Origin of the sequence: Gordonia westfalica, from assembly GCF_900105725.1 — a bacterium.
Classification (GTDB): domain Bacteria; phylum Actinomycetota; class Actinomycetes; order Mycobacteriales; family Mycobacteriaceae; genus Gordonia; species Gordonia westfalica.
In genome coordinates this window covers 3,336,885-3,362,699 of sequence record NZ_FNLM01000034.1, presented here as the reverse complement: position 1 = coordinate 3,362,699, position 25,815 = coordinate 3,336,885, and the positions used below count along the sequence as shown (strand labels likewise).

The following is a 25,815-nucleotide window of genomic DNA, read 5'->3' as shown; positions in this document are numbered from 1 at the left end:
CTGATCGCGGCGATCGCGATGACCGTCGCGTGCGTGAGCGGCTGCGGTGCGGCAGTGGACACCGGTGCGGTGAAGACCGAGGGTGCCTCGCTCAATCTGCAGCCCCGGGAGAACCTGAGGGACGGCGGAAGTCTCACGACGGCCATCACCGAGGTGTCGCCGCAGTGGAACACCTTCCACGCCGACGCCACTCTCTACACGCTGGCCCTGTGGCGCTGGTACAACCCGGTTCTCGCCTACTTCTCACCCGAAGGCGAGTACTCGCCCAACCCGGACTTCCTGACCGATGTCCGCACCGAGACCGTCGATCAGAAGACGGTGGTCACCTACACCCTGAATCCGAGGGCGTACTTCAACGACGGCACACCGATCGACTACCGCGCCTTCGTCGAGACGTGGCGCACCAGCAGAGGCGTCGACGACCGCTACATCGCCAGTTCCACCGACGGCTACAACCAGATCGCCTCGATCACCCGCGGCGTCGACGACCGCCAGGCGGTCGTGCGGTTCGACGGCGTGTACGCCTGGCCCGACGGGCTGTTCAACGTCGTGCTCCATCCGAAGGCAACCGCCCCCGACGTCTACAACAAAGGCTATGTGAGACAACCACACCCGGAATGGGGGGCGGGGCCGTACACGATCGGCTCGTACGACGCCGACAACGGCACCGTGGTCTTCGAACGAAACCCCAAGTGGTGGGGGAGACCGGGCAAGCTCGACCGCCGAGTCTTCCGGCAGATGGAGTCGCAGGCGGCGCTGAACGCCTTCCAGAACGGCGAGATCGACGCGACCGGGGTGGCGGCCAAGGACGCCCGTGCGCGGGTCCTCACGATGAACGGGATCGACATCAGGACCGCCGCCTCACCACAGCAGGCGCTGCTCGTCCTGAACCTCGATGCGCCGATCCTCTCCGACCGGACCGTCCGGCAGGCGGTGTTCACCGCGATCGACCGGGAGACGCTCGCGCGCATCAGGTTCACCGGGCTCAACTACACCGAGGAGCTCCCCGGATCGTTGTCGCTGTATCCCTTCCAGCCGGGGTACGAGGACAACCTGGCGGGCGTGGTGTCCTACGACCCCGCCAAGGCTGCCGAGCTGCTCGAGGGCGCCGGGTGGCGCGCGGGGGACGACGGTGTGCGCAGCAAGGACGGCAAACGGCTGTCGCTGGTCCTGCCCAACGTCGGCGACGACACAACCTCGCTCAACCTGTCACGTGCGCTGCAGGCGATCCTGGGCAAGGTGGGCATCGATCTGGTTGTGCAGCAACGCCCCTCGGCGGACTTCTCGGCAGTCATCGTCAACAAGGAATTCGACCTGTTCATGATGGGGTTCTCCTCGAGCGACCCGTTCGGCATGGCCTACTTCTGCCAAGTGTGGTGCAGCGACTCGCAATTCAACCCGGCCGGCGCCGGATCGCCGGAACTCGACGCCCGGATCGAGGCGATGGCGCGGATCGGCGACCCGATGGCGCAGATCGCGGCCGGGAACCGGATCGAGCGAGATGCGTTCGCGCAGTTCTCCAACCTTCCCCTGTTCAACGGCCCCGCGATGGTCGCGGTGAAAGAGGATCTCGCCAACTACGGTGCCGGGCAGTTCTACGTCGGGCCGATCGAGGACATCGGCTGGGAGAAGTGAGGTCCTGATCCGGACATGATGGTGATACGGTCAGCTCGTTGCGACATCGGTGTCGCTCCCTGCGCTTCCAGGTGACTTCGTCATCTGAATCATCGCGGAGAGGCCTGACTTCTCAGACCACGTCCGGATGGGGTGCTGCACAGCCGGATCGCCATGCGATCGGAGCTGCCGCGCGGACCGCAGAAAGGGTGAGACGTCAATGACCGAGAAGGACGAGAAGAACCTCCAGCAGGTACTGGACAAGATCGCGAGTATGGACGAGCCGAGGCGAGGCGTGATGCGTCGAGTGCACGAGGTCATCGTCGCCGCCGCTCCCGAACTCAAACCGCGGATCTGGTACGGGATGCCCGCATACGCCAAGTCCGCGAGCACTCCGGCGCTGATCTCGTTGCGAAACGATGAGCTGATGAACCTGAGTCTCACGGAGAAGGCGGCCATCGAGCCGGCCGGTGGCCGCGACGGTCTCCTCTCGCCGTCCGCGTGGTACCTCGAGGACCTCGACGAGGCCACGGAAGCACGTATCGGCGAGATCGTTCGAGCGGCGGTGCGGTGATGCCGCCGACGTGCGCCGGCCGGATTCGGTCGGCTGCGCGTCAGTAAGGGCCGCTCACCCGCCACAGCGGGTTCACCGGGCCGTGGCCGGCGCCGAGCGGGTAGGCGGCGGCCAGGCCGCGGGTGACCCATTCCTTCGCGAACGCGACGGCGTCCGGCACCGGGAAACCGTGTGCCAGCGCGGAGGTGATCGCCGCGGCGAGCGTGTCGCCGGCGCCGTGGTCGTGGGCGGTGTCGATCCGGCGGTGGGTGAGTTCGACGAACTCCGCGCCGTCGTAGAGCAGGTCGGGTGAGTGGTCGCAGGAGCGCAGGTGCCCACCCTTGACCAGCGCCCACGCGGGTCCGAGATCGAACAGCGCCTTCGCCGCGTCGCGCTGGGAATCGACATCCACGACGTCGATCCCGGTGATGAGCCGCACCTCGTCGAGGTTCGGCGTCACCAGCGTGGCGAGCGGGAAGAGGTTGTCGCGCAGCGTGTCCAGTGCCGAGTCGGCCAGCAGCTGGTTCCCGTGCATCGACGCACAGACCGGGTCGACGACCAGCGGTGAAGAACCGTCGCGACCGATGCCGCTCTCGGCGCACTGGGCGACGACGGCGTCGATGATCTCCGCCGAGGCCAGCATGCCGGTCTTGGCGGCCCCGATGCCGATGTCGTCGGCGACCGTGCGGATCTGGGCGGCGACTGTCTCCGGTTCGATCTCCTGGAAACCGCTGACGCCCAGCGAGTTCTGGACGGTCACCGCGGTGACCGCGACGCAGGCATGCAGGCCGAGCAGCGCGAACGTCCGCATGTCGGCCTGGATACCGGCGCCGCCACCGGAATCCGATCCGGCGATGGTCAGGACGCGGACCGGCGTCGAACCCGGCGTCGCGACGGGCAGCAACTCGAAGCCGGTCACGCAGAGCCTCCTGCGCTGCTCTCGAGGGGCAGGTAGACGCGGTTGCCGGCCTCGGCGAACTCGGCCGATTTCGCGGCCATCCCCTCGGCGATCTTCCGGTCGATGTCCTCGGCGGTCACCAGGTTGTTCTCCTCCGCGTAGGCGCGTACGTCGGCGGAGATCCGCATCGAGCAGAACTTGGGACCGCACATCGAGCAGAAGTGGGCGGTCTTCGCCGGCTCAGCGGGCAGGGTCTCGTCGTGGTACTCGCGGGCGGTGTCCGGGTCGAGGGCGAGGTTGAACTGGTCGATCCACCGGAACTCGAAGCGGGCCTTGCTCAATGCGTCGTCCCGTTCCTGTGCGCGGGGATGTTGCTTCGCGAGGTCCGCGGCGTGGGCGGCGATCTTGTACGTGATGACGCCGACCTTCACGTCGTCGCGGTCGGGCAGCCCCAGGTGCTCCTTGGGCGTCACGTAACAGAGCATGGCCGTTCCCGCCTGGGCGATCATCGCCGCACCGATCGCGGAGGTGATGTGGTCGTAGGCGGGTGCGATGTCGGTGGCCAGCGGGCCCAGCGTGTAGAAGGGCGCTTCTTCGCAGAGCTCTTCCTCGAGACGCACGTTCTCGGCGATCTTGTGCATCGGGACGTGCCCGGGACCCTCGATCATCACCTGCACGCCATGGGATTTGGCGATGGTCGTGAGTTCGCCGAGGGTGCGCAGTTCGGCGAACTGGGCCTCGTCGTTGGCGTCGGCGATGGACCCCGGTCGCAGACCGTCACCGAGCGAGAAGGTGATGTCGTACCGCGCGAAGATCTCGCACAGATCGTCGAAGTGGGTGTACAGGAACGATTCCCGGTGGTGTGCCAGACACCAGGCGGCCATGATCGACCCGCCCCGCGAGACGATGCCGGTGACGCGACGGGCCGTCAGCGGTACATACCGGAGCAGCACTCCGGCGTGCACCGTCATGTAGTCGACGCCCTGTTCGGCCTGCTCGATCACCGTGTCGCGGTAGATCTCCCACGTCAGGGCGACCGGATCGCCGTTCACCTTCTCGAGTGCCTGATAGATCGGCACGGTGCCGACCGGAACAGGGGAGTTGCGCAGAATCCACTCCCGCGTCGTGTGGATGTCGGCGCCTGTCGACAGGTCCATGATGGTGTCCGCGCCCCATCGGGTGGCCCACACCATCTTCTCGACCTCGTCGGCGATCGAGCTGCGCACCGCCGAATTCCCGATGTTCGCATTGACTTTCACCGCGAACCTCTTGCCGATGATCATCGGTTCCGACTCGGGGTGACGATGATTCGCCGGTATCACCGCGCGACCGATGGCCACTTCGGAGCGGACCAGTTCGGCGTCGACGCCCTCGCGTGCCGCGATGTACCGCATCTCGTCGGTGATGATCCCGGCGCGGGCCCAGGCGAGTTGCGTGCTCGCGCCGTCGACCGGAGCCGGGCGGTTCCACTCCTCGCGGATCGGCGACAACCCGCGCTCGACGTCGATGACGGCCTCGGTGTCGGTGTACGGCCCCGAGGTGTCGTAGACGTCGAGGTGTTCGCCGTTGGTGAGGTGGATTCGACGCTGCGGGACGCGCAGGTGATCGACGGTGAGGTAGTGCTTCGAACTTCCCTCGATCGGTCCGGTGGTCAGACCTGAAGTCGTGGGTGCGGTGGATAGACGTGTGCCCATGATGGTTCTCCCTACGCCGGCATTACCCGGACAGGTTCGAGCGGTCGGCGACCGCCCGTCGCCATCTCAGCCCTCGGTCATCGTGAGAGCCCCCGCGGTGTGTAGTTGTGTTGCGTCCGCCACCATACAACGTCTCGAGGCTCAGGACCTCGCGCCGGGGATCCGCTCCAGGACTCAACGGTTACGGATCCGTAATGTAGGCTGTGACCCTAGTCACATGGGTCCTTGTCACAGAGGTCTGGCGTCGAGAAGCGGCGCATGCCGGTGACCTCACATGACGACCACGCGAGGAGGTGTAGGTGCTACGCAAGAACCGGCATCGACCGCCGCAGTCGGCGAGATCCATCCTGCAGCAGATCGCTCAGGTGGTTCACAATCCCGACCGCGACCGGTTCGAACTCTGGGTCGCGGGGATCTCGTCGGCGTACTCGGATATTCGATGGAGACCATCGACGGCCAGACCACCATCACCGTCCTGCACACCGTGCTCTACGACGAATACAGCGGCCACGGGCTCGCGACGCGTCTCACCCGGACGGTCATCCACTTCGCTCGTGAACGGAACGCGCGGCTCCGGCCGGTGTGTTCGTTCACCAAGAGCTACCTCGACCACCACCCGGGGATCGTGACGCTCGCGCCGGTGTGATTTCGACAGGCTCAATCAGCGGTGGAAGGGGCTCAACCAGCGGGGGAGTCCAGCAGCGTCGTACGCAGGACCTTCTTGTCGATCTTGCCGACGGCGGTGACGGGCAGGGTCCGCACCACGCGGACCGTGTCGGGGAGCTTGAACGACGCCAGGCCGCGGTCGGCGAGGAATGTGCGCAGCGTGGCCAGCTCGAGTGGCTGGGCCGGCGGATGGTCGTGCGAGAGTACGACCGCGGCGCAGATCTTCTCGCCCAGTGCGTCGTCGGGCAGTCCGACGACGGCGACCTGCCGCACCGATGGGTGTGCGAGCAGGTTCTCCTCGACGTCGTCGGCGGCGACGTTCTCGCCGGCCCGGACGATGGTGTCCTTGATGCGTCCGGTCACCGCGAGGTGCCCGGACGCCAGGCGGGTCACCTTGTCACCCGAGCGGTAGAAACCGTCGGGGGTGAAGGACTTCTCGTTGTGGGCCTGGGCCCGGTAGTAGCCGCGGATCGTGTACGGACCGCGTACCAGCAGTTCGCCTTCTTCGCCGTCGGGGACGTCGGCGCCCTGGTCGTCGACGACGCGGACCTCGTCGAACTCCGACATCGGTGAGCCCTGCACCTCGTGGACGAGGTCGCGCGGTTCGTCGGTCCGGGTGTAGCAGACGAGTCCCTCGGCCATGCCGAACACCTGCTGGACCACGTCGCCGAGCGCCTCGTCGAGGGCGACGGCATCGGGATGGGCGAGTTTGGCGCCGCCGACCTGCAGGAGTCGCAGCGAGCTGATGTCCGCGGGCTCCCATTCGGTGGCCGCGCACCACAGCTGCGCGAGGGCGGGGACCAGGGCGGTCACCGTGACGCGGTGGCGTTCGATGAGATCGAAGGTGTTGTCGGGGCTCGGATTGTCGGCCAGGACGACGTGGCCGCCGACGCCAAAGACGCCGAGGATGCCCGGGCAGCACAGCGGGAAGTTGTGTGCCGCGGGCAGTGCGACGAGGTAGGTGTCCTCGGCGGTCAGATTCGCGACATCGGCCGAGAGTCGGGCGTTGAGGTCGTAGTCGTCGTGGGTGCGCGCGATCAGCTTCGGCAGGCCGGTGGTGCCGCCGGAGACCAGGAACAGTGCCGGGATTCCGGCGTCCGGCGAGGCCGGGAGGTCTACCGCCGCCGGGTCGGCATCCGGGGCGACGGCGAACGGCCCGGGATCGCCGGAGATGAAGACGTGCTCGACCTGGGGGACGCGCGCCTGCAGCTCGGTGGCGAGATCCCGGAAGTCGAAGCCTCGCCGCCCGTCTTCGCCGATATAGGCCACGGCTCCGGCACCGGCTGCCAGGTGGGCGATCTCGGTGATCCGGTGGGCGGGCAGGGTCATCACCGGCGCGACGCCCGCGCGCAGCAGGCCGAGCAGGTTCACCACGAACTCGAGCGAGTTGTTCTGCTGCAGGACGACCCGCTGGCCGGGGCGGAGTCCGGCATCGACGAATCCTGCCGCCCGCCGGAGCGATGCGGTGCGCAATTCGGAGTAGCTGAGCGTGAGCGGCCCGTCGGTCGACGCATCGGTGACGGCCGGGGCGTCCGGGGTGCGGTCGGCGCTGGCGCCGAAGCCCGCAAACAGCGGGAGACCGCGGAACAGTCCCGCGTCCCGGTAGCGGTCCGCCTGGGCGTCGGCGTACGGGGTGAAACCGTCGAGCAGGTCGGTCGCGTGGTCCAGATGCGTCGGCATGGGACCCATTCAAACACAGGCAGGATAGGGTAACCTTACCGGTCGGTCGGGTTGTGTGATGCGCGCCATCGACCGCGAGGAATTGTTTGCTTAGGCTGTCCTAATATCCCTAGGATCACTGGTGCTGCCGCCCACGACCGGAGGACAAGGACATGTCGCTGACGACCGATTCGCCGACCTCGAAGCTCAATGCTGCGGCGCTCGGCCTCGAGGGGTTCGAGCGCCTGATCACTCCGGCGACGCCGTTCAGCGAGGCTGTGGCTGCCGAGATCACGGCAGCGTGGGCGGGCTCGGGAGAGTTCGGCGACCACGTCGTCTACGAGCGCAATCGGCGCTGGACCTTCGCGGCGGGAGTCCGCGCGCGAGTCGTGGTCACGCGCGGCGAGATCATCGTCGACGACCGGGGGAGTCGGACGGTCGCCGCGTGGCACGGTGACCCCGCGGATGCCCTGGCCGCGGCGACGGCGTCGCTGTCGATCGACGACTGGCGCCTCTACGGCTGGGTCGGCTTCGACTTCTGCGCGCCCTACCACGGCATTTTCGACCGTGTTCCCGACGACACGGTGCTCGCGCACCTGATCGTCCCGGAGTTCGAGGCCTTCGTCGGCGCGGACGGTGTGGACACCGGCACCGCCGATCCCGAACGTGCGCGCCTCCTCCTCGAGATCGCTTCCACGGCAGGCGCTCCCGGTGAATCACGTCCCGTCGATGTGCGAGTCGACACCGAGGACTACCGCAGTCGTGTCGCCACCGCCGTCGGCGAGATCGCCGCGGGTCGCTATCAGAAGGTCATTCTCTCCCGCGCGGTCGACATCCCGTTCCCGGTCGACATCGCCGCCACCTACGCCCGGGGGCGAGCCGACAACACCCCGGCCCGTTCGTTTCTGCTGTCGCTCGGCGATCTCGCGGCCGCCGGGTTCAGTCCCGAGCTCGTGGTCGCGGTTCACGACGACCGGACCGTGGTCACCGAACCCCTCGCCGGTACAAGGGCGTTCGGGATCTCTGCCGATCACGACGCGGCCGCCCGTGCCGAACTCCTCGCCGACGCCAAAGAAGTCGCCGAGCATGCGATGTCGGTGCGCGCCTGCTACGACGAGATCGCCTCGATCTCGGCCGCGGAGACGACCGCGGTCAGCGCGTTCATGGAGGTACGTGAGCGCGGCAGCGTCCAGCACCTGGCCTCGACGGTGAAAGGCACCCTCGCCGACGATGAGAGTCCCTGGCGTGCACTCGAAGTCGTATTCCCGTCGATCACCGCCTCGGGAGTCCCCAAGTCCGCGGCCGTCGAGGCCATCGACCGGCTCGAATCCCGGCGTCGCGGCCCGTATTCCGGTGCCGTCCTCGTCGCGTCGTCGTCGGGGGAGCTCGAGGCGACGCTCGCACTGCGCACCGTCTTCTCGTCGGGAGACAGGGCATGGCTGCGGGCGGGTGCAGGCATCGTTGCGCAGTCGACTCCCGACCGCGAGTTCGAGGAGACGTGCGAGAAACTCGGCAGCGTCGCCCCGTATGTGATCCCCCGCTGACCACCGGTTACGTTCAACCCATCACCCTTCATCACAGGAGTCACCACATGTCCGACAACATCACCGAAGCGCTGCGCGGCATCCTCGAGGAGGACCTCGACCTCGCTCTCGGCGACGTCACCCGTGAGTCGAGGCTGATCGACGACCTGGGTCTCGATTCGGTCGCGTTCGCGATCGGCGTCGTGGCGATCGAAGAGCGGTTGGGCGTGAAGCTCACCGAGCGTGAACTGTTCGAGTCCAAGACGGTCGGCGACCTCGAAGACCTGGTCCGCGCGAAGGCCGGAACCGCGGTCTGAGGGGCTACGGGGGGATGGGTGTGGACACCGGAGTGCAGACGTACGCGGAATTGCTCGATGCCGCGTTCGACGAGCAGGTCACCGCGTGGACGGCGCAGGCCGAGAGGGACCATCGCTTCCCTCGTCCGTTACTCGAGCATCTCGGTGAGGCAGGAGTTTTCACCCAGAAGTGGGCTGATCGCAAGCACACCGATCTGCATGATCACTTCGCTCTGGGCCGCCATCTCGGATCGCTGGGTTCGGCTGCCATCGGCGTCGGAGTCAGTCTGCACGATTCGGCGATCGCGATTCTCCGTCGCTTCGGCCGCAACGACTTCCTGAAGGACCTCGCGCAGCGTGCGATGACCACCGACGCCGTCCTGTGCATCGGTGCTTCCGAGGAGCAGGGCGGGTCCGATCTGCAGAACTCCGAGACGCGGATCTTCGCCGAGGACGGCGGATACCGGGTCGTGGGGCACAAGAAGTTCGTCTCGCTCTCGCCGGTCGCCGACTACATGTTGGTCGTGTGCCGCGGCGTCGAGGACGGCCCCGACACCGGCGGAAACGTCGCACTGGCCGCCGTGCCGATCGACAAGGTCCGCGTCGGTGTGCCGTACGAGAAACTCGGCGCAGGACCGCTCGACACCGCCCCGGTCACCATCGACGCCTGGATCCCCGAGGAGGCGCTGATCGCGCGCCCGGGAACGGGTCTGGCCGTCATCAGCTGGGGCCTTGCGCACGAACGGTATTCGGTCGCCGCTCAGATCGCGGCCGCCTGCGATGTGATGCTCGGGGTGACACTCGCCCGCATGATGGAGCGCACGCAGTTCGGCAAGAAACTCTACGACCACCAGGCACTCCGGCTGCGGGTGGCGGATCTGCAGGCCCGCGTCGACGTGCTGAGCTACTCGCTCGAGGGTGTCGCGGCCGGCGGCAAGATCAACCTGCGGACTGCCGCGGCTCTCAAGGCGACCGCGGCGAACCTGGGCGAAGAGGTCGCCTCGGAATGCCTGCACATCTTCGGCGGTATCGGCTACCTCGAGACCGAGACCCCGATCGGACGCTGGTGGCGCGACATGAAACTCGCGCGCGTCGGCGGCGGTACCGACGAGGTGCTCTGGGAATTGGTCGCTGCGGCCATGAAACCCGACACCCGGCGTTACCAGCAATTCTCTTCCGGTTCCGACAACCCGACGCCCTGAGCGTCCCTCATCCAGGCGGTCATATGAACAGCCCAGTCACTTCCCCGGCAGACGCGCGCGTCACCGAACTGGCACCCCCCGACCACACCTACCTGCACATGGACACCGACAGCCGGCCCATGCACTGGTCGATGTTCCTCGAGATCGACACGCAAGGAACGCTTCTCGGCGTAGACGAGGTTCGGGCGCGGGTCCGGGAGCGGGGCCGGCTGTTCGAGATCTTCCGACTCGGCGTCAAGAACGGCCGGTGGCGAAAGCCCGAGGTTGTTCTCGCCGACGAGAACTGGGACGCGGGCGAACACGTCTCGGAGCTGGGCTTCACCGACCGTGACCACCTGCAGCGTCGTGTCTCCAAGCTCCTGGAGACGCCGTTGCCGCGGCCGCGGCCGTTCTGGGACATCACCCTGTTCACGCCGTCGGCAGGTGCCGAGGGTGTCGGCCAGTGGGTGCTGCTCCGGGTGCACCACAGCATCTCCGACGGCATCGCCGGTGCGGCCTTCGCGGCGCTCCTCGCCGACGGGGAGCCCGAGGATCTCGCCGAGTTCGAGCGTTTCGCGACGAGCCCCCGGTTCCACATCAGCGGCATCGACCCGGAGAAGCTGGGCGAGGCCAAGGCGGCGTTCAACGAACAGCACGCCGCCGGTGGTGGCAAGAAGCGCGCCTGGCCGAGCCTGACGAAGTCGGGACGCCGCGAACACGCGCTGTTCAGCACGTCTACCCGCACGCTCCGCAAGGCGGCGAAGGCCAACGGCTCCAGCGTGCACGAGTTCGTCCTCGGGGCCATCGGCCGCGCGCTCAGCATCGACCCGCCGGCAGCGCCGCAGGCCGACGTCCTGCGCGTGACCCTCCCGGTGACCCTCGACGAGGAGTTCCGCCACACCGGCAACGCCGTGTCCGTGGCCCTGCTCAACCTGCCCGGCAACGAGACCGACTTGTCGCAGCAGATCGAACGCGCGCGGGGTGAACTGAAGACCATCGCCGAGCGGCGGCCCGAGCTCTATCTGGCCGCAGCCGACGACCTGCCGCGTGCGCCTCTCTGGGGCCTGCAGCGGGCGATCGTGAACGCCTCCATGGGACACATGCACCCGGACATCCACATCGGGATCAACCCGGGCTTCTCTCGGGTGCGGTCGGTGCTGGGCAAGCCGATCGTCGGCCTCACCCCGCTGTCGCCGCTGGCCGGTTACTCGTTCTCGGTGACGATCCTCATCCTCGGCACCACCACGACGTTCGGCATCGTCACCGATGCCGCGGCGCTCCCCGGATACGCGGACAAGTTCGTCGCGACATTCGACAAGGTGCTCAACGAGGCCCTACCGTCGGCATGAGCTCGATGCAAGCTTAGGCTTGCCTAGTAACTGGTTCGAGACCGCGAACGATGCAGTACGTGGCGAACGTCCGTCAGGCGAGGACCACGTTCGACAAGTGAACACGAAACACAGAAGAAAACACGGAGAACACCATGCAGAACGATGTCGGCTACCAGGACCCGGGGTACGTGGGTGAGACCCACGAACCGGAGACGGGTTCGGAGAAGCGCTCGGGCGGGGTCAACATCCCGACCGTGCTGGCATCGGCAGGTGTTGCGGCGGTGATCTCGGCGATCATCGTCACGATCGGCGTGGTCGGCCTCATGGTCGGCGAACGCAACGATTCGGCCAACGCGGCACAGCCGACCGTCGTGAACCTCGGTTCTGCGCAGACGCCCCAGCAGCAGGGCCTGGTCGGTCCGGCGGCCAATCAGCCGCCGGCCGCCGCGCCCGGACAGCCCGCTCCTGCGGCAGCGCCCGCACCCGCGGCCACCGAGAACGTGCCGGAGAGCGGTGGAACGGTGGGAGCGGGCCCCGATGCCGCGGCACCCGCACCGGCTCCCGCCCCGGGCACCTCCGCGGCTCCCACGCAGCAGCAGGCCGCAGCGGCCCCGACGGCCCTCACCCCCGGCCAGCTCAACACCAAGGTCAAGACGGTCATGAACTCGCGTGGCAACCGTGCCGCCCGGGCCGCCGAACTCGAGGGCGGCGAGCGCGCGCTGCGTCAGATCGACGCGGTCGCCACCGCGATCACCACGTACGGCAACGTCGGCCTCAGCTACCAGATGGTCGGTCCGGTGCAGATCAGCGGCAACAAGATGACGGCCCCGCTGCAGATCAGCGTCGTCGGCCGGGGTAGCCAGAACCGTGCCATGACCTGGGTCTGGAGCGGCGACAAGTGGAAGCTGTCGAACGCCAGCGTCTGCCTCATCGCCAGCTTCGTCCTGCTGCCCTGCTCGCTCTGACACCCGACCGTTCTGGAGAACTGACGTGAAAACACGACTTCGTCTGGGTGCGCTCCTCGCGGGTGTGCTCATGTCCGCCGGCCTTCTCGCCGGATGCTCGAGTTCGGATGAGTTAACCGGTGGTTCGGTGCAGCTGAACCTGCCCGACGGTCGATCGGTCACCATCCCGGAGACGCCGAAGCGCATCGTGACGCTGGGCGACCAGTGGACCGACGTGGCGCTCTCGTTCGGCGTGACCCCGGTCGGCTACTACGACTACTCCAAGTCCGCGACCGGCGAACTGCAGCCCTGGTACGGCCAGAAGCTCGCCGACTCGACGTTCATCGACCCGACCAAGGGCGACGACGCGACGACCATCGCCAAGCTCGATCCCGATCTGATCTTCGCCCCCGGATTCGCTTCCAACAGCCCGGAATTCGAGCAGATCGCCAAGCTCGCGCCGACGGTCAACTCGATCAGCGGCCAGGAGATCGATCCCTGGGAGGACATGGTCACCGTCATGGGCACCGTCCTGCACCAGCCGGACAAGGCCACCGAGATCATCGACGACACCAACGCGAAGATCGCCGCCGTGGGCGAAGAGTTCCCGGGACTCGCGGGCAAGACCTACGCGCTGGCCTTCATGTACGGCAACGACCAGTTGTCGGTCCTCGGCGACCCGAACGACGGTGCGGCCAAGCTGTTCACCGAGCTGAAGATGGAGATGGCACCGAAGCTGGTCGCCGAGTACGCGCGCACCAGGAACCCGCGCTTTGGGCTGAGCACCGAGAACATCCCGATGCTCGACGCAGACGTGCTCGTGGTCGCCACCGCGACGCCGGAGCAGGCGGAAACCCTCCGCAAGCTCCCGGGTTACAAGAATCTGAAGGCCGTCAAGAACAATGCGGTCACCTTCATGACCCAGTCGCAGATCACCGGTCTCAACGCGCCGTCGCCGAACTCGGTGCCGTACGTGCTGGACCTGCTCAAGCCGAGCTTCGCCGCCGCGACGAACTGATCCTGCCGAGCGAAACGGGCTCTTCCTGATTGACGGTGCGTGGAACAGGTTCTTGCGACCACAAGATGTAGGGGTGAGCAAGATCGCGGGGTGTGGGCGGTGAGCCTGGAGATATAGGCGGGTCCTGTGGTGTGAGGATGAAAGCTCTCACACACCCACCCGGACACCAACAGGACCCACGTTGCAGCGTAGCGCTATTGCCGACACCATCTGCCGCACCATCGAGCTCGGGGTGACGATCACCGGTGCCGCCCTCGACGGCGAGGACCGCACCCACGTGTTCTGCCAGGTCCTGGAACCGAAGAACACATGTCCCGGATGCGGACAGCCGGGTCGGCTGCGTGACCACATCGATCGTGAGGTCGCTGATCTGCCGATCGTGGGGCATCCGACTCGGCTGCATATCGCGGTGCCGCGCCACCTGTGCCAGAACCCGGACTGTGCCACCACGATCTTTCGTGCCGACATCTCGACCATCGTGGCGCCACGGGCCCACGTCACCCGCCGCACCACCACGTGGATTCTGCGGGCGATGATCGTCGACAAGATGTCGGTCAAGGCGGTCGCCGCGGCGGTCGGGTTGGGTTGGAACACCGTCAACACGCTCGCACTCGAGGAGGCCCGCATGCTGGCGTCCGCACCGGCCCGCCTGGACGGTGTGCGGGTCCTTGGGGTCGATGAGCACAAGTGGAAACACGTTCGCGGCAAGGGGGATTCGAGTTTCGTGACCGTGCTCGTCGACCTGACACCGATCGTCGATGGTACCGGCCCGGCACGCTTGCTGGACATGGTCGCCGGCCGCTCCAAAGCCGCGTTGAAGGATTGGCTGACCGCGCGCGATCCTGCATTTCGTGACCGGATCAAGGTCGTCACCATGGACGGGTTCGCCGGGTATCGCACCGCGACCGCTGAAACCCTGGACAAGGCGCGTGCGGTGATGGATCCGTTTCATGTGGTGCACTTGGCCGCAGACAAGCTCACGGTGTGTCGTCAACGCGTGCAACAGGATACGTGCGGACACCGCGGCCGCACCGGGGACCCGCTCTACGGCATCCGCCGCCCTCTGCTCACCCGAATCGGCTTGTTGACCGACAAGCAGAAGACCCGCATCACCAACGGCCTCGAAGCGCGTGAGGAACATCTGGCGGTCGCGGTCACCTACGCCGTCTATCAAGACCTGATTGACGCCTACGGCCAACCGCACAAGCGTGACGGGAAGATCGCGATGTACAAGCTGCTCAAACGCATCCACACCGGCGTGCCGAAAGAACTCGCCGAACTTGCCCAACTCGGCCGTTCGTTGTGGGCCCGACGCAAAGAGATCCTGGCGTACTTCGACACCGGTGCCTCCAACGGCCCGGTCGAAGCGATCAACGGACGCTTGGAACACCTGCGCGGGATCGCGCTCGGCTTCCGCAACCTCAACCACTACATCTTGCGGTCACTCATCCACTCCGGCGGCCTGGCAGAACGCCTACACGCACTCTGAATCAGGAAGAGCCGCGAAACGGCCCGTCCCGCAATGCGGGGCGGGCCGTTTTGTTTGCGGTGATCTCGATGCGCCAGCTGTAGCGATAGGTGTCGCACGGCGATACGTGGTGCTACATCTGCCGCGGCAGCGCCCCCTTGCTCCCTGGGGTGCGAGCGCAGCGACCCCCGGTTCCGTGGGGTGCGGGCGCAGCGACCCCCTGCTCCCCGGGGTGCGAGCGCAGCGACCCTCCTGCTCCCTGGGGTGCGAGCGCAGCGACCCCTTGCTCCCTGAGGTGCGAGCGCAGCGAGACGGTCCTATAGCTTGTCAAGGGTTCCGAGGTCGGTGGTGAGGTCGCGGAACACTTCGCGGGCGATGTAGCGCTTGAGGCAGCGGATGATGTCTTTCTTCGTTTTGTGTTCCGCGGAACGCCGCTCGACGTAGGCGCGGGTGGGTGCGTGGGATTTCATCCGGCCGACCGCGATCATGTGCAGAGCACTGTTGGCTTGCCTGTCTCCACCCCGGTTGAGTGGGTGACGGCTGGTCTTGCCCGAGGATGCCGGTAGCGGTGCGGCGCCGACGAGTTTGGCAAACGTCGCCTCGGTGCGCATCCGCTCCACGTTGTCACCGGCGGTGATCACCAGTCGTGCGGCGGTGACTGGTCCGATCTGCGGTCGGGACAACAGGGTCGGCACCACCGTGGCCAGCAGCCGCTCGAGTTCGCGGGTCAACGAACCGACCTCGCGTTGGGCGAGTCGGTGACGCTCGAGCAGTGAACGTGCGGCACGTACGAACGCCGCGGCCGGCCCGGGCAGCTCAGCGGTGTCCGCTGGTACGGGTAGACCCGCGATGAACGCTGCCCGCGCAGCGATGGTGCGTGCCTGGCGGGCCTGGTCGGCGAACTCCACTGGTGCGGTGGTGCACAGGTCGCGGATCTGGTTACCGATCCGGGTGGCCTCTTCCACCGCCGAAGTCCGTGCCAGGGTGAGCATTCGGATCGATTCGACCGCGCCGCGGGTGTCTTTGGCGACCGCGGTGGCACGCCCGGTGATGACCGCCATCGCCGCGGCGTAGGCGTCGAGTTGATCGGTCTTGCCGTGGGCGTAACGGCGCGGTAGGTCCGGGGTGTTGACCTCGATGACCGTCACCCCATGGTCGGTGAGCATGCGGGTCAATCCGGCCCCGTAGGAGGCGCTGGACTCCACCGCGGCGTGCTCGATCCGGCCGAAACCACAGGCCCACTGCCACATCTCGGTGTAGCCGGCAGTGGTGGTCGGGAACTCGCGATCGGACAGCGGACGGCCGTCGGCGGCGACAATGGCGGCGTGGTGGGTGCGTTGATGGGTATCCACGCCCAGGACAACGACTTGCGTATCGATCATGGTCGGGGTCATCGTGGTGGTGTCTCCTTCACACTCGTGTGTTGGATGACCTCACCGGGGCGGGTGGACAGGACAGTGAAGAGTCACGGCCCACCAGCCAGACAGGGTCCTAATCAAGTCACACCCGCCCCGGCCCTCAGGTCTCATGGCGCGGGTAGCCGACCGCAGGTTCCGGGCCGACACATCTCGCTCATGACAGCAACCGTCAGCCTCGAAGTAAGTCAGACCCAGACCCGGTCGACCACCCACGCCCATTCTCACTGCCTCGAAGGGCTGGCGAGGTCATCTCACCAACCCTTCGAGGCTCGTCGCTTACGCTCCTCGCACCTCAGGGAGCAATGGGGCTCCTCGCACCTCAGGGAGGGGAGGGAGGCGTCGCTTACGCTCCTCGCACCTCAGGGAGCAAGGGGGCTCCTCGCCCGCAGGGAGCGAGGGTTCGTATCTAGCCGACGATGTCGTCGGAGTCGTCGACGCCGAATGCCGTGAAGGCGGTGTCCTTCGGCAGGCGGTACACCTCGCGGCCCATGACGGAGTTGAGGATTCGGGCGTTGCGGACCGCGCCGATGTCGAGGTTGGGGGCCGAGACGCCGACCGCGTGCTCCTCGGCGTTCGCCAGGAACAACCGGTTGGCCAGTGCGGGCTCGGTTTCCACCTGGTGAGCGGCGCCGACGACGAGGCGTCCGCGCGAATCACGGTGCAGCTGCGACTCGATGGGGGTCAGGAACGGGGTCTGGCGGGCGCGGTAACCGGTGCAGGCGATCACCATGTCGGTGGTGTGCGCGAGTTGGCTCCCCGTGTCCAGGTGACGTCCGCGGACGCGGAGCTTGCCGTCGGCGAGGGTGTCGATGCCCTCGACCTCGGTCGAGATACGCAGCTGGGCGGGGTTGAGCTTCTCCCGCAGCTGACGCTGGTACAGCAGCTCGTGCACCCGCTCGAGGGTGTCGGTGGAGACGCCCTTGTGGAACTGCCAGTGCTGCGGGCGGATCCGGTCGCGGGCCTCTTCCGGCAGGCTGTGGAAGTAATCCATGTACGCCGGGGTGGTCATCTCCAGCGACATCTTGGTGAAGTCGAGCGGGGCGAACCACGGGGTGCGGGTCCACCAGCGGACGGCCGGGCCGCCGCGGAGATTCGCCTCGAGCAGGTCGACCACGATCTCCGCGCCCGACTGTCCCGACCCGATGACGGTCACCGAGTCGGCGGCATGAGCCTTGTCCTGGTGGTACAGGTAGTCCGAGCTGTGCACGACCGCCGACGACTCCGACGACAACGATTCCGGCACAAACGGTTCGGTGCCGACGCCCACGACGACGTGGCGGGCGATCACGGTCGACGTCGCGCCGCCGGAGACGAGGGAGACGCGGAAGGCGTCGGCCTCGTCATCCCAGTTGACCTCGGTGACGGTGGTGCCCCAGCGCAGGGAGTCGAGTCGCTCGATACACCAGAGCAGGTAGGCCTCGTACTCGACGCGAGAGGGGTAGAAGCTCTCGCGCACCAGGAACCGGTACATCCGGTCGGTGTCGGCCATGTAGTTCAGGAACGACATCGGGTGAGTCGGATCGACCAGGGTCACCAGGTCCGACAGGAAGCCCACCTGTAGTCGGGCCTCGTCGAACATGAGGCCCGGATGCCACCGGAACTCCTCGCGGGAGTCCACGACGAGCACGTCGAGGTCCTCGACGGTCGACCCCAGCGCGGCGAGTCCCAGATTGAACGGACCGCAGCCGATCGCCAGTACATCTACATTCTCTACTCGGGTCATTCCGACACCCTCACCATTTCTTCACTGTGGGCCTGGCTGCTGGAGACCGAGGTGCTCTCGGATTCCACTTCGATTGCGAGACGGAGGAGTTCGTCGAACAGATCGTCGATGTCGCTCTCGGCGGTCTCGGGGTTCAGAAGGGTCAGCTTCAGGCAGGTCTGGGGTTCGTCCTCGCCGGGCAGCCGTACCTGGGTCCGGCCGATCAGTGCTTTGCCGTCGGTGATGAGTCGGCGCCGCAGTTCGCCGTTGACCGCGTCGAGGTCGGCGCAGCGGTAACGGAAGACGATGGTGGTCAGCGTGACCGGAGCGACCAGTTCCAGCTGGAGTTCGGTGGCCACCCGCTGTTCGGCGTACACCGCGAGGTCGTTGCAGCGGTCGAGCATCGCGCCGAGTTCGCTACGCCCGTAGGCCATCAGGGTGGCGGCGACCTTCAGTACGTCAGGTCGGCGGGTGGTCTGCAGGGTCTGGCCGAGGAGGCCGCTGTAGCCGGCCTCGACGTCGTCGTCCGGGTTCAGATAGGCGACCGAACGATTCAGCGACACAAAGCGATTGGCGTCGGACAGCAGCATGAGGCTGGCGGCCGCGGGCTGCCAGCCGACCTTGTGCAGGTCGAGGGTCACCGAGTCCGCGCGGTCGACGCCCGTCAGAAGCCCGGACAGGCGATCGGAGAACAGCGTGCCGAAGCCGTAGGCGGCGTCGACGTGCATCCAGATCTCATGGCGTTCGGCGATGTCGGCGATCTCGGGCAACGGATCGACGGTTCCGAAATCGGTGGTGCCGGCTGTGGCGACGATCGCGAGCGGGGTGACGTCGCCGGCCTGACGAATCGCGGTCTCGAGTGCCTCCGGGATCATCCGGTGATGTGCGTCGACCTCCACCGGGATGACCGCGGATTCCCCGAGGCCCAGTGCGGCACAGGCACGATGCACGGAGAAGTGGGCGACACGGGAACAGAAGACCACCGGGCGATGCAGTGCGCCGACGCCGTCCTGCCGGACGTCGATCCCGCGCCGGGCGGCAGTGTGATCGCGGGCGATCATGAGCGCCAGCAGATTCGAGATGGAGCCGCCCGGGCTGAAGACACCGCCGGCCTGCTCGCCGAAGCCGGCCATGCGGGCCAGCGACTGCACGGTCCAGGTCTCCAGGGCGAGGGTGGCGGGGCCCGAATCGTAGGTGTCCAGCGAGGCATTGGTGGCGCTGGCGAGCGCATCCGCGGCGACCGCGACCGACAGTGGTGCCGGCTGCAGGTGAGCTGCGGTCAGCGGGTGGGTGAGGTCGAGTCCGAACTCCGCCACCAGGCGCGCCAGCCGGGAGAGGGCCTCCGACTCGCCGATCCCGGAATCGGGGATCGCGTTGCCACCGAGCGTTTCTGTGACCGCAGCCAGTACCGACACCGGATCGCCGGTGGGGAGCGGGGCTCCGTGGTGGTGCGCCGCGACCGACTCGGCGGCCTCGGCGAGACCGCGACCCACGTCCGCCCAGCCGGTCCCGGGGCGGGCGAAACGGGAAGCCCCCCATGCGGACTTGCGGTCTTCGATCACTGAGTTCCCCCTGGACTTTCGGCGGTCGTGCGGTCATGTGCTGAGTCGTCGTGCGAGTGCCGGGCCGTCATGCGGGGACTCGTCGGTCGAGGTACGCGAGGAGTTCGGCGACAGTTCCGGCCAGAGCGGTCGGGATGAGATTTACGAGTGCGGTCAACACCCCGGTTGCGCGGGCGGCGATGTGGTCGGGAACGATTCCGGGCTGGTGATCGACCTCCACGTGGGTGGAGTGGTCGTCGGCCTCGAAGGCGATCGACAGTGGATAGTTGGCGATCCCGTTGAAGACCGAACGGCAGGTGACCGGCGCGTCGTCGGTCTGGGCGATACCGCGCAACGGCGCGGGACGCACCGAGGCCATGATCTCCATGACCGGGAACCGTCCGCCCTGATGGCGGAGTGCGGTGAGGATCGGACCGAAGTCGGTGCCGGAGTGTTCCATCGCCCGGTAGATGACCGAGCCGGCGTCCCGGAGGGTCTGCTCGACGCTCGCGGCCGGGTCGATGCGGAAACGCATCGGGATGATGTTGCCGCAGTAGCCGATGTGCTGCGGTGACTGCGGGCGTCGGCGGTTGTCGGCCGGGACCACGAGCACATGGTCGGGCGACCCGGTCAGCGCGAAGGTGGCCAGCGAGCACACCCCGATGAGGAGCGCATTGGGGGTGGCACCGACGGTCTGCGCGACCCGGTCGAACGCGGTGAGCGATTCGTCGGCGACCGGGGCGGAGACCTTGATGCCCTCGCGGTCGTCCATCGGCGACAACCAGCTCTCGGCCGCGCTCTCCGCGGGCAGTTCGCCCGACAGGGGATGGCGGACGTCCGCTGCGGCCCAGCTCGACACCGCATGCCGAACCGCGGCGTCGGTCGCCTCGGCCGCGGTGGCGTTGTCCGGCGTTGCGGGACGGGCGTCGGCTTCGATGTCGCCGGGCCACTCGCCGGACACCAGGGTGCCGAGCAGCAGCGGCCAGGAGGTGTCGTCGACGGCCAGGTGGTGAACCACCAGGATCATCGTCACCTGTCCGTCTCGTCCCGAGACACGAAGACGCATCGGCACCTCGGTGAACAGATCGAACGGGGTGCGGGTCATCCGGGTTGCCACCGCGTCGATCTCGGCAGAGTCGGATACAGCGCCGTCGTGACCCCAGGTCCAGACCGAACGCGTTGCATCCCAATGTCCTTGGCGCGGTGACGGCACGCGACGCGGTACGCCGGCATCGTCGACCTCGACCACCGACCGCAGCACGTCGAATCGTTCGACGAGCAGTTCGGCGGCGGCGATCACCGACTCGACGGTCCGATCGCCCGCGAACTCCAGGACGAGACCGATGTTGTGGGACAACGATTCCGGATCGAGTTCGTAGATCTTCCACATCCGGCGTTCGGCGATGCCGAACTCTCCGAAGAGTGCGGCGGTCTCGGTACCCGTATCGGGCCGGACCACGCCGGACAGGGCATCACCGGACAGGGCATCACCGGACAGGGCATCGCCGGTTTCCGCGATCCGTCGGCGCAGCAGCGTGAGTCGCGCTTCGGTCAACGTGGGCACGGTTCCCCCTCTGTCGAAGTGGCGGTGGTGGTGGAGTGCTGTGCGCGCAGGGCATCCCAGTCGCGGGCGACCGGGATGAGCCGGCCGTCCGCCCACAGCCGGGCCTGGTCCTGGAAGTGCTCGGAACCCGGGTCGCCGGAGGCTCCGAGCGGCACCACCCAGCGACTGGCGTGCGGGTCGGAGAGATCCCAGACATAGCGTGCTGCGGACCCCGTGATGCACACGTGTGTGCCGACCGCGGATGCATTGGCGAAGACGCATTCCGAATCCCCGGCGAGCGGAAGCGGAGTGGGCCGGAGGGCGGCGAACAACTCCGGATGCGCGGGTGACGCACCGACGAGATCGAAACCGTGGATCGGGGCGAGCACGTGCACGCTGCCCCAGCTCGGGACACGGCCGACCGCCTCGGTGCGCGCGACGACGGCGTCGAGGGCCGCGAGCGCGACCTCCTCGATGTCGACACCGATCAGCCGGGCGTTGCCGATCACCGTGGTGATCGCCGTGGCCAGGCGGGGTTCGGGGACGAACCACGGCTGGAACACGGCGGGGAATCCGTGCGGACCGCGCAGCGGCGCCAGCACGTCGGTACGTGCGACACCGAACACGAGCTGGCTGCGGAACTCGGCGAACAGGAAGGCGTCGGTGCTGTCGGCGGCCATGACGCGGTCCCAGGCGAGGACGCGCTGCCGGACATCCTCGGCGGCAGGGGTGTTGCCCACCACCCGGCCGAGGAGATCCTGGACCACCGCGGCCTGGTCGAGGACGATGTCGCGGTGGATATTCGCGCAGTCCTCGGGACTGACCGCGTCGAGTTCCTCGAGACGAGTGGTGATCCGGTCGGCCCGGAACATCTCCACGCATTCGGTCGTGACCGGTTGCAAGGCGGGAACTGCGGACAGCCGTTGATTCGCGGTCACGGTGACGTCCCCGTCGCCGAGTGTCGCGTCGAACCCGGGATCGCCGAGCGACCCGGTCTCGTAGCCCTGCCACTGGTAGCGCGCGTCCCAGCCGGGGACCGGGAGCCAGTAGTTCTCGGGTGCCCGGACCGGTACGCGGCCTGCGACGTGGGTGGCCGTCGTCCCGTCGACGTGGGCGATGACGGCCCGGTTCACCGGCTCGACCCACGCCGACAGCGCGGATTCGACGTCGGCGACGGATCGGGCGAACAGCAGGTCGAGCGGGGCGTCGAAGGTGACGTCCTCCGACAGCAACGGCGAACGCAGGCTGATCGCGAACGGCTCGTCCGGACCGCCGAAGACGATGGCGCCGTTCGGTGTGGTGATCACCTCGACCGCAACGGGTTCGGCGTTGCGGACGTCGATCTGCTCGAGGCGGACCGACGCCGGGACTCGGCTCCCGCCGGGAACCTCGACGAGGAGCGAGCCCGTCTCGTCGCGGGTCAGGCGCTCGACGTAGAGGTCCTGGTAGTCGGCCATCGCATTCGTGATGCCCCAGGCGATCTCGTCGGTCTGCGCGAAGTGCGGAACACCGGGTACACCCGCGAAGGCGAATCCGGCGATGTCGAAGGACTGCGCCGGGTCGGTCGAGGCCAGGTGGAACTGCTGATAGATCCCGGGCAGCTCGAGGAAACGGTGCGGATCACCGGCGACGATGGGGGAGCCGGTGGCGCTGCGTCCTGCGGACACGCCCCACGCGTTGCTGCCCGACATCGGGTCGCCGAGATCGACGGACTCGCCTGCCGGGGATTCGCCGACCGGTGTGGGCCGGGTGAGGTCCAGGATCTCGCGGAGGAACTCCTCGTCGGGCATCCGCGGCACGGTCGCGTCGTTCTCGCTGTCCTCGAAGGCCCAGAACCGCAACGCATTCAGACCGGTGGTGCGACAGGCGTGGAGGCGGAACAGCTTCGTGGTGAACCGGCCGAACAGCACGTGGTGCATGATGAAGACCGAGATCGGCGTCCACGGCTGCCACGGCTCCGGAGCATGGTCGAGCGCCGCGAGTTCCGGCGCGGGAGCGGTGGTCTCGGTGTCGAAGAGAGTGCTGTTGACGCCGTCGGCATACGCGCGCAGCAGGTTCCGCGTGCGCTCCGACGAGGCGAGGTAGATCCGTTCGGCCACCGCGTCGAGCCGGGCGCGCCGGGCGAAGGTGTCCCACTCGATGCAGGACGCCCCGAACACCTCGGCGGTACGGCCCTCGGCGCGCAGCCGCATGAACTCGATCTGCCACCGGCGATCCTGGCCGCAGGCGCGGCCCTGGCCGTACAGTGCGCCGGCGGGGGTCGAGGCCAGGACGTGCGGGATGCCGTGGGCGTCGCGGAGGATCTCCGCGGTGGGTGTCCCGGATGCCGGGGTCATGACGGTCATCGGCGTCCCCGATCGGCGACGGGATTGACGAGCCGGTGTCCGGCGTCGATGAGTGACGCGTACGAGTCCTCGATGTCGACCATGCGCTTGTTGTTGCGCAACTGCAGACCGTTCATGTGCACCGCACCGAACTCCGGTGCGAACAGATCCCATTTCGCGAACTGCTCGTCGAGATCGGGATGGCCCGCGACGAACTCGCGCAGGCTCTCGGCGACCAGGCCCCAGAACTCATCGTCGGAGACGATTCGATGGGTGTGCAGGATCGCCGCGAGCGGTCGCAGGAAGTCGTCGAAGACATCCGACAGCACACCGAGGTTGCGGATCTCGTCGGGTTCGGTGGTGAGGACGCGGGAGCAGTTCTCCGGTAGACCTTCCGGCTCGCCGAACACCGACACCTCCTCGCCGATGTCCTTGAGGATCGCCCGCAACGGGACCCCGTTGTCGAGGACGAGGATCAGGTTCTCACCGTGCGGGGAGAACTTCAGCTCGTAGCGGTAGAGCAGGTACGTGATCGGGTGCAGGTAGGTGCGTAGGTAACGCCGCACCCACTCGGCCGCGGGGATTCCGGACCTCTCGATGAACGCGCCGACCAGCGGATCCCCGTGGTGATCGAGGTGCAGGAGCGCCGCCATGGTCGAGAGTTGTTCGCCCGCACCGGTGAGCGGGATGGGGCTCTGCCGCCACAGGGCGGAGAGGATCTTGCGGTACTCCGAACCCGGCTGGGTGATCGGGGTGAACGTCGGGCTGCGGTAACCGACGGCCGCGACCTCGTAGATCATCTCGAATCCGATGGCCGACAGGTACGGGTCGTCGGCCACCAGGCCGCGCACCCAGTTGTTGATCAACGGGGTGGTGCGCATGTAGTCGGCGGACATACCGCGGGTGAAGCCCATGTTGACGATCGACAGGGCGACCTTCACATAGTTCCGGGTAGGTGTCGTCGCGTTGAACACGGTGCGGATCGACTGCTGGGCCTGGTACACATCGGGGCTCTCGCCGACCCACACGATGCGCCGATCGGCGATGTCGGCCGAATACAGCTTCTCGACCTTCTCCACCCACTGCCACGGGTGCACCGGGAGGTAGCGGTAATCGTCCGGATCGCAACCGGATTCGCGGAGGACGGCGTCGAAATCCGCGAGGGTCTCGGAGCCCAGTTCGTCGACGAGCATGGCGTCGTAGTCGACGTCGCCGACCGTCGCGACGTCGCAGTCCTCCCGGCGGGCCGCGACCCAGACGAGCCGGAACGGGTTGCCCACCTCCGGCGCGTAGTGCACGACGTCGTCGGCGCTGAACCCCAGACGCCCGGCGTTCGCGACGATGCAGGGGTGGCCCTCGGTCATCGCCTTCTCGATGGTCTGGAAGTCGGCACGTGCGAGATCGGCTGCGCTGATGCGCAGTTCGTCGGGGCGGTCCGCGCTGAGCGCGAGGGTGTTGATGAACTCCTCGAGGTAGTCCGGCAGCGCCTGGGGTCCGATGCCGAGCATCGGCGCGAGGTCGATCACGAGCGCGATCGCATCGACGGGTAGTTCTTCACCGTCGCGAACACGGCGCAGTGAGGACTCGTCGACGGCCCAGTTCTCCAGGGAGAGGATCTCGGCGCGGAAGTGGTATTCGGTGCGACCGTCGGCGGACGCGACCACGTAGCTGCCGGGTCCGGTCGCGACGGGTGTCAGTGCACGTTCGTGAGAGAACTCGGCCAGGATCTTGCGGGCGATCCTGACGTGGTAGGTCTGCCGATGGGACGTCGCCTCGGCTGGCGCCGTTGGCCGCGCGGTGCGGAATTCCTGGATGGTCAAGGGTTTACGCTCCCAGGTCCGTCACCTCGACGGCGCCGACGGTGGTACCGCCGGCGGTGACGCGGACGAAGTCGTCTCGCGTGCAGTAGCTCAGGTGTGCGGTCTTGTTGCCGACCGGGTAGTCGCCGTCGACCTGGAAGCCGACGCTCGCATTGAGCCGGTGAACCGCGGTGTTGCGGACGTCGGGTTCGACGACCACGCGTGCGGCGCCGACCTCGAGGATCGCCGTGCGCATGATGTGCAGCATCACCGCGCCGGTGAACCCGGGCAGGGCCTGCTCGGCGTGCGCGACCAGGAGATGCATCCCGATGTCGCCCTCGGCGTGCACGTAACCGCTTGCCGGGTCGGCGAGTTCGCTGGTCCGCGGATCGTACAGTTCGAAGAGGAACTGCGGGTTCCCGTCGTGGTACCCCAGGCGCATTCCGTAGGGTGTGCCGGCGGTCGCATCCGCGGTGTCGCGGATCATCTTCTCCACATCGGCCACCGAACTCTCGAGCATGTCCCAGTACTTGGCCTTCGGATGGGTGAGCCATCCGTGGACCGTGGCGGCGTGCGACACGTCGTCGAGGTCGACGGAGTTCAGGTCGTACGTGGGTGCCGATGAAGTGGTCATGATGCCTTT

General features: G+C 67.4%; 19 protein-coding genes, 1 pseudogene and 1 riboswitch. Of the genes and pseudogenes, 10 read left to right on the top strand and 10 right to left on the bottom strand.

Annotated features, from left to right (window positions below):
* The first annotated feature begins 18 nt into the window (after positions 1–18).
* Together BLU62_RS20850 and BLU62_RS20845 are read left to right on the top strand one after the other, a co-directional pair.
* On the top strand, positions 19–1,635 hold the full coding sequence (locus BLU62_RS20850; RefSeq protein ID WP_425284607.1) for an ABC transporter family substrate-binding protein: 1,617 nt from the start codon (positions 19–21) through the stop codon (positions 1,633–1,635).
* Between the two features lie 199 nt (positions 1,636–1,834).
* Positions 1,835–2,188 carry a DUF1801 domain-containing protein gene (locus BLU62_RS20845; protein WP_074851891.1) on the top strand — a complete coding sequence of 118 codons (354 nt, stop codon included), beginning with the start codon at positions 1,835–1,837 and terminating at the stop codon, positions 2,186–2,188.
* Between the two features lie 40 nt (positions 2,189–2,228).
* Here BLU62_RS20845 and thiD read toward each other — a convergent pair whose 3' ends face one another.
* Positions 2,229–3,086, bottom strand: coding sequence for a bifunctional hydroxymethylpyrimidine kinase/phosphomethylpyrimidine kinase (thiD, locus tag BLU62_RS20840; protein ID WP_074851890.1), 858 nt, complete (start codon positions 3,084–3,086; stop codon positions 2,229–2,231).
* Positions 3,083–4,759, bottom strand: coding sequence for a phosphomethylpyrimidine synthase ThiC (thiC, locus tag BLU62_RS20835; RefSeq protein WP_074853060.1), 1,677 nt, complete (start codon positions 4,757–4,759; stop codon positions 3,083–3,085). Before thiC ends, thiD begins: the two co-directional genes overlap by 4 nt.
* Positions 4,751–4,865, bottom strand: a riboswitch (TPP riboswitch). Its footprint overlaps the gene before it by 9 nt.
* A 193-nt stretch (positions 4,866–5,058) precedes the next feature.
* On the opposite strand from thiC, the pseudogene BLU62_RS20830 reads away from it, so the two are divergent.
* Positions 5,059–5,405, top strand: a pseudogene (locus tag BLU62_RS20830) (GNAT family N-acetyltransferase).
* A gap of 32 nt (positions 5,406–5,437) precedes the next feature.
* On the opposite strand, the gene BLU62_RS20825 reads toward BLU62_RS20830, so the two are convergent.
* Positions 5,438–7,105 (bottom strand): (2,3-dihydroxybenzoyl)adenylate synthase, encoded by a 1,668-nt coding sequence (locus BLU62_RS20825; RefSeq protein WP_074853059.1) that lies wholly within the window; start codon positions 7,103–7,105, stop codon positions 5,438–5,440.
* 152 nt (positions 7,106–7,257) lie between these two features.
* Between BLU62_RS20825 and BLU62_RS20820 the strand changes: the two genes are divergently transcribed.
* The 7 genes from BLU62_RS20820 (at position 7,258) to BLU62_RS20790 (ending at position 14,866) form a co-directional block, all read left to right on the top strand.
* Positions 7,258–8,628 carry a salicylate synthase gene (locus tag BLU62_RS20820; RefSeq protein ID WP_074851889.1) on the top strand — a complete coding sequence of 457 codons (1,371 nt, stop codon included), beginning with the start codon at positions 7,258–7,260 and terminating at the stop codon, positions 8,626–8,628.
* 47 nt (positions 8,629–8,675) lie between these two features.
* Positions 8,676–8,924, top strand: a complete 249-nt coding sequence (locus tag BLU62_RS20815; RefSeq protein WP_074851888.1) for an acyl carrier protein — start codon at positions 8,676–8,678, stop codon at positions 8,922–8,924.
* 14 nt (positions 8,925–8,938) lie between these two features.
* Positions 8,939–10,105: an acyl-CoA dehydrogenase family protein gene (locus BLU62_RS20810; protein WP_074851887.1), complete on the top strand. Its 1,167-nt coding sequence runs from the start codon at positions 8,939–8,941 to the stop codon at positions 10,103–10,105.
* A 23-nt stretch (positions 10,106–10,128) separates the two neighbouring features.
* Entirely contained in the window at positions 10,129–11,433 is a 1,305-nt protein-coding gene (locus tag BLU62_RS20805) for a wax ester/triacylglycerol synthase domain-containing protein (RefSeq protein ID WP_074851886.1), read from the top strand.
* Between the two features lie 134 nt (positions 11,434–11,567).
* A complete protein-coding gene (locus BLU62_RS20800; protein ID WP_074851885.1) occupies positions 11,568–12,380 on the top strand; it encodes an MTB12 C-terminal domain-containing protein in 813 nt (270 codons plus the stop codon).
* Between the two features lie 25 nt (positions 12,381–12,405).
* Complete coding sequence (locus tag BLU62_RS20795; RefSeq protein WP_084811841.1) at positions 12,406–13,377, top strand: ABC transporter substrate-binding protein; 972 nt, start codon at positions 12,406–12,408, stop codon at positions 13,375–13,377.
* 181 nt (positions 13,378–13,558) lie between these two features.
* A complete protein-coding gene (locus BLU62_RS20790) occupies positions 13,559–14,866 on the top strand; it encodes an ISL3 family transposase (RefSeq protein ID WP_074851884.1) in 1,308 nt (435 codons plus the stop codon).
* 296 nt (positions 14,867–15,162) lie between these two features.
* Here the strand turns inward: BLU62_RS20790 and BLU62_RS20785 are convergent, their stop codons facing one another.
* The 7 genes from BLU62_RS20785 to BLU62_RS20755 all read right to left on the bottom strand — a co-directional run bounded on the left by BLU62_RS20785 (position 15,163) and on the right by BLU62_RS20755 (position 25,806).
* Positions 15,163–16,239: an IS110 family RNA-guided transposase gene (locus BLU62_RS20785; protein WP_074851883.1), complete on the bottom strand. Its 1,077-nt coding sequence runs from the start codon at positions 16,237–16,239 to the stop codon at positions 15,163–15,165.
* A gap of 430 nt (positions 16,240–16,669) precedes the next feature.
* Positions 16,670–17,986, bottom strand: a complete 1,317-nt coding sequence (locus tag BLU62_RS20780) for a lysine N(6)-hydroxylase/L-ornithine N(5)-oxygenase family protein (protein WP_074851882.1) — start codon at positions 17,984–17,986, stop codon at positions 16,670–16,672.
* On the bottom strand, positions 17,983–19,527 hold the full coding sequence (locus BLU62_RS20775) for a pyridoxal phosphate-dependent decarboxylase family protein (RefSeq protein ID WP_074851881.1): 1,545 nt from the start codon (positions 19,525–19,527) through the stop codon (positions 17,983–17,985). Before BLU62_RS20775 ends, BLU62_RS20780 begins: the two co-directional genes overlap by 4 nt.
* Positions 19,528–19,594: 67 nt before the next feature.
* Positions 19,595–21,070 carry a condensation domain-containing protein gene (locus tag BLU62_RS20770; protein ID WP_074851880.1) on the bottom strand — a complete coding sequence of 492 codons (1,476 nt, stop codon included), beginning with the start codon at positions 21,068–21,070 and terminating at the stop codon, positions 19,595–19,597.
* Positions 21,058–23,394, bottom strand: a complete 2,337-nt coding sequence (locus BLU62_RS20765; RefSeq protein ID WP_074851879.1) for a penicillin acylase family protein — start codon at positions 23,392–23,394, stop codon at positions 21,058–21,060. The genes BLU62_RS20770 and BLU62_RS20765 overlap by 13 nt, the downstream gene beginning before the upstream one ends.
* On the bottom strand, positions 23,391–25,193 hold the full coding sequence (locus tag BLU62_RS20760) for an IucA/IucC family protein (RefSeq protein ID WP_074851878.1): 1,803 nt from the start codon (positions 25,191–25,193) through the stop codon (positions 23,391–23,393). Before BLU62_RS20760 ends, BLU62_RS20765 begins: the two co-directional genes overlap by 4 nt.
* Before the next feature lie 4 nt (positions 25,194–25,197).
* Positions 25,198–25,806, bottom strand: coding sequence for a GNAT family N-acetyltransferase (locus BLU62_RS20755; protein ID WP_074851877.1), 609 nt, complete (start codon positions 25,804–25,806; stop codon positions 25,198–25,200).
* Positions 25,807–25,815: the final 9 nt, after the last annotated feature.

What these genes read in the sequence shown, in the direction of transcription:
- BLU62_RS20800 (WP_074851885.1), top strand. Translation starts at nt 11,568, where the DNA reads ATGCAGAACGATGTCGGCTACCAGGACCCGGGGTACGTGGGTGAGACC.
- BLU62_RS20850 (WP_425284607.1), top strand. Translation starts at nt 19, where the DNA reads ATGACCGTCGCGTGCGTGAGCGGCTGCGGTGCGGCAGTGGACACCGGT.
- BLU62_RS20780 (WP_074851882.1), bottom strand. Translation starts at nt 17,986, where the DNA reads ATGACCCGAGTAGAGAATGTAGATGTACTGGCGATCGGCTGCGGTCCG.
- thiC (WP_074853060.1), bottom strand. Translation starts at nt 4,759, where the DNA reads ATGGGCACACGTCTATCCACCGCACCCACGACTTCAGGTCTGACCACC.
- BLU62_RS20845 (WP_074851891.1), top strand. Translation starts at nt 1,835, where the DNA reads ATGACCGAGAAGGACGAGAAGAACCTCCAGCAGGTACTGGACAAGATC.
- BLU62_RS20805 (WP_074851886.1), top strand. Translation starts at nt 10,129, where the DNA reads ATGAACAGCCCAGTCACTTCCCCGGCAGACGCGCGCGTCACCGAACTG.
- BLU62_RS20810 (WP_074851887.1), top strand. Translation starts at nt 8,939, where the DNA reads ATGGGTGTGGACACCGGAGTGCAGACGTACGCGGAATTGCTCGATGCC.
- BLU62_RS20820 (WP_074851889.1), top strand. Translation starts at nt 7,258, where the DNA reads ATGTCGCTGACGACCGATTCGCCGACCTCGAAGCTCAATGCTGCGGCG.
- BLU62_RS20815 (WP_074851888.1), top strand. Translation starts at nt 8,676, where the DNA reads ATGTCCGACAACATCACCGAAGCGCTGCGCGGCATCCTCGAGGAGGAC.
- BLU62_RS20825 (WP_074853059.1), bottom strand. Translation starts at nt 7,105, where the DNA reads ATGCCGACGCATCTGGACCACGCGACCGACCTGCTCGACGGTTTCACC.
- BLU62_RS20785 (WP_074851883.1), bottom strand. Translation starts at nt 16,239, where the DNA reads ATGACCCCGACCATGATCGATACGCAAGTCGTTGTCCTGGGCGTGGAT.
- BLU62_RS20765 (WP_074851879.1), bottom strand. Translation starts at nt 23,394, where the DNA reads ATGACCGTCATGACCCCGGCATCCGGGACACCCACCGCGGAGATCCTC.
- BLU62_RS20755 (WP_074851877.1), bottom strand. Translation starts at nt 25,806, where the DNA reads ATGACCACTTCATCGGCACCCACGTACGACCTGAACTCCGTCGACCTC.